This window comes from Sphingomonas sp. S-NIH.Pt15_0812, assembly GCF_003951315.1.
Lineage (GTDB): Bacteria > Pseudomonadota > Alphaproteobacteria > Sphingomonadales > Sphingomonadaceae > Sphingomonas.
Window position 1 is genome coordinate 1 of record NZ_QLJH01000067.1, and the last position, 6,833, is coordinate 6,833.

Genomic DNA, 6,833 nt, shown 5'->3' on the forward strand with positions numbered 1-6,833 from the left:
CCCCCACCCCCGTTGCGCCCCCACGCGGCCGAGGTCAACGACGGGATGGCACGGAGATTCGCCAGGAGGGAGCCAATGGTGCCGCCGGTCGGACGAAGCCGGGCAGTTGGATCATCGGATGATTTCGGACTCCCGCCAGATGCCCGACCGGCATGGACTACAGGTCGTAGCTCTGGCCTCATCGTCCAGATCCGGGAGCGGGTCGACGATCAGCTTCTCCCCGAAATGTCGCCGCAGCGAACACTCGCGACGTTCGCTGCGGCGACATTTCGGCTCGATTTCATCCGGGGAGAATAGGCGACGTCGATTTGGCCATCACGGAGGACATATTCCCGGCTCCAACCACCGGTCCGTCTTGCCCCTCCCCTAATGCCAGCGACGCATATGGCAGATGTTCGTTTATCGGCAACCAACAAAGTCCCTTTCCCACGTCTTTTGTTAATTGACTCGACCATCATTTATGATCTATTATGTTATTTTCCGGATTTATAGCGTGATTTTATCCTTGAAGTGAGATAAGGCCGCATGGGTAATTTGGCCATTATTGATCGCATGTGGCTACTTGCCACAATCACGCATGCCGTCGGAACAGCAATACAGCGATCACTGGCTTCGTTCGCGACGCTGAACCGTGAGCCGGGGATCAACCCGAAAATAGGGCGATGATCCGGTCAGACGTTCACAATTCAGCGTTCCATCGCCACCCCGTCGGAAAGTGACTGCGCAAAGGCGCAGCCCCGGCTGATGCAGGGACGGCGCCTTCCTACCGGATGAAGTCGAGATTAGAAGTTCTGACGAAGGCCGACCATGATCCAGGTCGAGGAGCTCTTCAGCTTGTAGGGCGGGGTCGTGCGGTTGCGATCCTGATCGATCGTCACGCCCTTCATCTGCATGCCCGAGGTCTGCGAATACCGCCCGAGCAGCTCGATCGAGGTCTTGGGCGCCACGTCGTAGCTCGCGCCCGCATCCAGGTGCCAGCGGAAGCCCCAGTCCTTGCCATCCAACGACGCAGCGGGCTTCAGCGTACCCGAGTTTGCGGTCCGCGCGTAGCGATCCGCCGAGTAATTGACGTGCGAGGCACCGATGCCACCGCCGACGAAGGGCTTGAACGGACCGTCCTGGATCAGGTCGACATAAGCGGACACGCCCAGATCGAAGGACTTGAGCCGGCCCGAGCCAATATAGTTCGTATCGTTCAATGCCTTGCCATTGATGTTGGCGGTGTCGTAACCTGCGGTGCCTTCCACGCGGAAACCATTGAAGCCATAGCCCATGCCCAACTCACCGGTGAAACCGGACTTGTTATCGATGTTCTTGGGTAGCGTAGCGGCCGTCTTCGACACTGTCTGACCCTTATTCAGCACCTGGCGGGGCTTCACGTCGGAATCCACCTGCCCGCCGGCACCGGCAACGACATAGGCGCCGGGTTCGGCCTTCTGCGCGGACGCGGGCGTCGCCCCGGCAATGGCGGCGGACCTGGAGAAGGAGAATCTCCGACTGCGCCGCGCGATCTCGGACCTGACATTGGACAAGCTGATCCTGCAGGAGGGGGCGCGGGGAAACTTCTGAGCCCCGCACGGCGTCGGCGGTGCATCGACCATGTGCGGGAGGTGCTGGATCTGGCGACGCGAGGGGCTGAAGGTGCCCCAGCGGCAGCCGAAACGCGGTCGGCTGTGGTTGAACGATGGCTCGTGTATTCGGCTGCGACCGGAGTATCCTGGGGCACGTCTGGGCCTACGACTTTGTCGAGGCGCGGACGCACGACGGACGCAAGTTTCGCATCCTCACGATCATCGACGAGGCCAGCCGCGAGTGCCTGGCGCTGGTCGTCGCCCGCCAGCTCCGCCACGAAGATGTGCTGGCGGCCCTGGCCGAGCTGTTCGTTGACCGGGGCCCGCCTGCCCATGTCAGATCGGACGACGGCAGCGAGTCCATCGCCACCGCAGTCCGGAAATGGCTTGGGCAGATCGGCTACAACCGCCGACCAGGCAGCCATGGCGGCAAGCCGTCCCTGGCGGTCGACGACACGCTGGACCGCCAGTTCGACGTCGCTGCGCCAGACCGGGCCTGGGTGACGGACATCAGCCTCATGGCGAGTTGTCGCTGCGCGCGGAAGACGTCGTCGTCGGTCGCGCACAGGGTTGCGAAAGTACAAGTCAGCGCCAGCGTCAGGGGAAAGCCGAGGATGGCGGCGGCCGATACCTTGCCGAACCAGTCGCGACTGGTAAGCGGCGGGCGGCTCATCGCGCCGCCTCTTGCCGGAACCGCCACCAGCGGACGACGGCGGGCACGATGCTCCACACCAGCATTGCACCCGTCACCCAGGTAAAGACAGCGGTCGCCGGCCCCTGCATCGTCAGCAGCAGGACCAGTGCGATCAGCAGGAGTAGCGCCCCCGCCATCCGATGAGGGCGGCTGCCGGCACCATGACGTACCAGCGCCTGATGCGGTGTGCCGGCATAGACGCGCAACGCCCCGCCGATCGTCGCGAAAGCCGCGCACCACGCCGCGATCAGTGTTCCGCTCCCGAGAAGGCGAAGCGGATCGCCGGAGCGATCGCCGCGAGCATGGTCGTCCCGTGCGACTGACCCGGCAGCGGCAGGAAGCGCACCCGACCAGCGTCCGCCCCCCGATCGATCGACCGAATCAGTTCGGCCGGGGCGACGGCGGCGCCATCGCCTTCGGCGATCAACATAGGCGGCACATCCTTGGCCGTCGCGACCTCTCGCGCGATCAGGCCATCACCGAACCAGAGCGACGGACTGACCGCGACGACGCCACCGAACATCGCCGGTCGTGTCAATGCCGCATGGAGAGCGAGTAGACCGCCGAAGCTGTGCCCGAGCAACGTCTCCCGCGAGCGATCGACCCGCCAGCGCCGCCGGACCAGCGGCTTCACCTGCCGCTCGACGAAATCGAGAAACGCTTCGGCCCCGCCCGTCGCCATGCCGCTGGCAGGCCGGTTCGCAGGGATCGTCCAGCCCGGCGTGGCGGGCGTATAGTCGCGGGTGCGGCGCGGCAAAGGCCCGGCCGCGATCCCGACGACGATGCCGTCCGAAATGCCGGTCCGGGCGCCTGCCCGCGCCAGTCGACGGGCGGTGAGCGCCGCGATCGCGAAATTGTCCTCGCCGTCCAGCACGTACAGGACCGGGTAACCGCCGGGCGGCGGGGGCGCCTCCGGCCAAGCGATCAGGATGGGATAGGCGTCGCCGTTTTTGGCACGCACGACCTGCTCGTCGCTGTGCGGCAGCGTATAGGGCACCCCCGCCACCGGCGCAGCGGGTGCAGCGGGTGCGGCTACCGCGAGCATGACGGCCGCGACCATGCTCACCACCGGTATTGCACCCGCAGGTTCAGCGTCCGCCCCGACCCGTAATAGCAAGCCGCCGGTGACGAACAGAGCGCGACATAGCGATGATTGGTCAGGTTGCGTGCATTGACCGACATGATGATGCCGCTGGTAAAGGCCTTGCGCAGGAACAGGTCGTACAAGGTGTAGCTGGGTACGCGATACGCATTGGCGGTGTCGCCGTACGAAACGCCGACATAGCGAACCCCGCCGCCCAGTCCGACGCCGCCCAGCGGCCCGTCCTCGGCAAAGCGATAGTCGACGAACAGCGATCCCATCCATTCGGGCACCTGTGTCAGCCGGTTGCCCTGCTGCCCCGGCGCGGCGCGCGTGATTTGGCTGTCCATATAGGTGCCGGTCGCGATCGTGCTGAGCCCGCCTATCAGCGTCGCCTTGCCCTCCAGCTCGATCCCCCGGATGCGTCCCTGTCCGGTCTGGACCTGGCAGGTCATGCCCGCACAGACATGGCTTTCGTCGGGGTCGGGACTGGCGAGATTGTTCTGGGTGAGCTGGTATAGCGCGGCGGTGAGCAGCGCGTTGCTGCCGCGCGGCTGGTATTTGACGCCGGCCTCATATTGCTCGCCGGTCGTCGGCTTGAACGGCGTGCCGTCGAAATACTGGCCGGTGGTCGGCTGGAACGAGGTGGAATAACTGGCATAGGGCGCAAGGCCGCTCGGCGAAACCCAGGTCGCGCCCGCCCGCCACGTCAGTTTGTCCGCCTTGGTCAGCGTCACCGGATCGGTGCTACCGGTCGCCAGTTCGTTGACCTGATGGTTCTTCGCCCAATCATAGCGCGCACCCAGCGTGACATGCAGATGACCGAGCGTAATCTGATCTTGGCCATAGGCACCCACCTGCTCCAGTCGGGCATTCAGATGGACTTGCGGCGCAAGCGTCTGAAGAACCCTACCGATACCCTGCGGCACGGGGTTGAAGATGTCGGGCATCGGCGGAACGTTCGTCGAGAGGTCGCGCAGGTGCCGCCATTCGGTATCGAGCATGTCGACGCCTGCCAGCACACGGTGCTCCAGCGCGCCAGTGTCGATCCGACCTTCGAGCCGCGTATCCAGGCCATAGCCATCGGAATGGCCGATGCCCTGCACCGCGCGACGATTGATCGTCTGCCCGTTGGCGAGCGTCCCCCCGCGTAGCACGGTTCCCTGGAACAGCGTCTCCACGCGGGTGTAGCGGCCATTCTGTCGCATCTCGAACCGATCGGAAAAGGCATGGCGCAACTCGTATCCGAGCAGATACTCGTTGCGGTCGTAGGTGTTGAACTGCTGCTCGCCCAGGAACGCGTCGAGGCGGATATGGCGCCCGCCCGCGCCCGGTTGTTGCGATCCGAGATAGGGCAGGAACTGGAAGGTCGATCCGCCCTCGTCGCGCTGATACTGGCCCATGAGCGTGATGCTGGTGGCGGCGTCGGGCACCCAGGAGAGGCTGGGCGCAATGTAGTAGCGCCCGGTCTTGATCTCATCGATCTGGGCATCGCCGTAGCGCGCAAGGCCGACGAGCCGCGCCCGGATCGTGCCGTCGGCGGTAATCGGCCCTGATACGTCGGCCGCGCCCTGATATTGCCATTTGCCGAGGTTGGTGAACCCGGCCCCCTGTAGCATGATCTCGCCACGCGGATTCGCGGTCGGGCGCTTCGTCACCAGATTGACGATGCCGCCGGGCGCCACCTGCCCGAACAGCACTGCCGACGGGCCTTTCAGCACCTCGATCTGCTGGAGCGCAAAGGGATCGAAGGCGGTTCGCGTCCATTGCCCGCCGGCAGGCAGGCGAAGGCCGTCGAGGAACAGATTGTCGCTGAAGCTGCCCGCCGCAAAGCCGCGTACAGAAAAGCTGTCGGCGCGGCTGTCGATGCCGTCCTGCTCGGCTTGGACACCGGCGGTATAGGCGAGCGCCTCGGTCACGCTGTGCACCGCGCGGACGTCCAGTTCCTCGCGCGTGATGACCGAGATCGACTGCGGCACCTCGATCAGCCGGGTGGCGGTCTTCGTGCCCGACGTCGTTTGGGTCTGTCCCGTCGCGGTCACCACGATATCCGTATTGCGCAATGCGTCGCCGTTGTTCTCCTGCGCCGCCACCGGCGAAGCCGCCGAAGACAGCAGCAATCCAACGCCCCAATATATCGTCATAGGTCTCCCGCCCCTATCTCCGCCGTCCCCGACGGCGATTTTCCTGAAAGATTTCGAGGGGCGTCTAATAGCGCACGATAATGCGAGTCAATCGCATTTTGTAGACGGCTGCGATGACAGGAAAGTCTGCTACAGCGGTAGCCTTGCGGAATCGCGACGCGACCGCCATTGCTTGACGACTGCCTTGTGTCCGTTCCGTGCCGGCAGCCGTCCTTCGCCGCCAAGCACACGAATGACGACTTTGTCCCATCCGCCGTTACGTCGGCCCTTCACTGAGGCGAGGAGCCAACAGGTCAAATCTCGGTGTTCTCGGCAAGGGCAAGTGCGTCTTCCACATCGATCCCGAGATAGCGGACCGTATTCTCGATCTCACTATGGCCGAGCAGGATCTGGACGGCACGCAGGTTGCCGGTTGTCCTGTAGATGATCGATGCCTTCGTACGGCGGAGCGAGTGCGTCCCATATTCGCTTCGTATGAGGGTTGCGCCCCGCAGGGTGGTGTAGCTGAGGCGGCGTAGCCGCGCCGATCTCCGGTCAGGCCGGGCTGGTCAGGCTGCCATGGCTGGCAGCGCGACGGCGGGATCATCGCTCAATTGCGCGACGCTTTCCAGCGTCATGTAGCGTCCTCGCTGGACGGCCCATTCACCGTTCTGCTCGAGCAGCAGCGCACCGACGAGGCGGGTGATGGCGTCCTCGTTGGGAAAGATGCCGACGACGCCGGTGCGGCGCTTGATCTCGCCGTTCAGGCGTTCGAGCGGATTGGTCGAATGCAGCTTGGTGCGATGCTGCGGCGGGAACGACATATAGGCCGAGACGACGCGGCGCCCGCTCTTGCCGGCATGGGCCATGGCGTTGCGCGCGAAATGAACGCGGCACCGCTGCCATGTGGCGCTGAACACGCGCGAGACGGACGCCTTGATGCCCTCGTGCGCGTCCGAGATGACGAGCTTCACGCCGCGCAAGCCGCGCCGCGCGAGGCTCCGCAGGAAGTCCGTCCAGAACGTCTCGGCCTCCGACGCGCCGATCGCCATCCCCAGGACCTCGCGCCGGCCGTCGCCGTTCACGCCGACCGCGATGGTCACCGCGACCGAGACGATGCGGCCGGCCTGGCGCACCTTCAGGTACGTCGCGTCGACCCAGACACAGGGCCAGTCGCCTTCGATGGGCCGGTCGAGGAATGCCTTCACGCGCACGTCGATCTCCTCGCACAGCCAGGATCTAGAGCGGGATGACGTGGGGCTGAATCGATGGGGATTTCCATGGAGGCGCTGATCTGATTCAAGGGCAGGCTGGCGGAGGAGGCCGGTCTGCATGGCGAAGCCGTATTCGATGGACTTGCGCGA

General features: G+C 64.8%; 4 protein-coding genes and 2 pseudogenes. 1 reads left to right on the top strand and 5 read right to left on the bottom strand.

Annotated features, from left to right (window positions below; translation table 11 throughout):
• Positions 1 to 782: 782 nt before the first annotated feature.
• A complete protein-coding gene (locus BRX43_RS19530) occupies positions 783 to 1,391 on the bottom strand; it encodes a hypothetical protein (RefSeq protein ID WP_241215094.1) in 609 nt (202 codons plus the stop codon).
• 82 nt (positions 1,392 to 1,473) lie between these two features.
• Between BRX43_RS19530 and BRX43_RS19535 the strand changes: the two are divergent.
• Positions 1,474 to 1,972, top strand: a pseudogene (locus BRX43_RS19535) (DDE-type integrase/transposase/recombinase); the annotation flags it as partial.
• Positions 1,973 to 2,512: 540 nt separating this feature from the next.
• Here BRX43_RS19535 and BRX43_RS19540 read toward each other — a convergent pair.
• The 4 genes and pseudogenes from BRX43_RS19540 to BRX43_RS19555 form a co-directional block, all read right to left on the bottom strand.
• Positions 2,513 to 3,325 carry an alpha/beta hydrolase-fold protein gene (locus BRX43_RS19540; RefSeq protein ID WP_241215096.1) on the bottom strand — a complete coding sequence of 271 codons (813 nt, stop codon included), beginning with the start codon at positions 3,323 to 3,325 and terminating at the stop codon, positions 2,513 to 2,515.
• 2 nt (positions 3,326 to 3,327) lie between these two features.
• Positions 3,328 to 5,490 carry a TonB-dependent siderophore receptor gene (locus tag BRX43_RS19545; RefSeq protein WP_125996729.1) on the bottom strand — a complete coding sequence of 721 codons (2,163 nt, stop codon included), beginning with the start codon at positions 5,488 to 5,490 and terminating at the stop codon, positions 3,328 to 3,330.
• 293 nt (positions 5,491 to 5,783) lie between these two features.
• Positions 5,784 to 5,969, bottom strand: a pseudogene (locus BRX43_RS19550) (tyrosine-type recombinase/integrase); the annotation flags it as partial.
• 69 nt (positions 5,970 to 6,038) lie between these two features.
• Positions 6,039 to 6,833 (bottom strand): transposase (locus BRX43_RS19555; RefSeq protein WP_241215095.1); only part of this gene is annotated, 795 nt, incomplete at its 5' end.

Coding starts and splice junctions, on each gene's coding strand:
- BRX43_RS19540 (WP_241215096.1), bottom strand. CDS start 3,325: ATGGTCGCGGCCGTCATGCTCGCGGTAGCCGCACCCGCTGCACCCGCT.
- BRX43_RS19545 (WP_125996729.1), bottom strand. CDS start 5,490: ATGACGATATATTGGGGCGTTGGATTGCTGCTGTCTTCGGCGGCTTCG.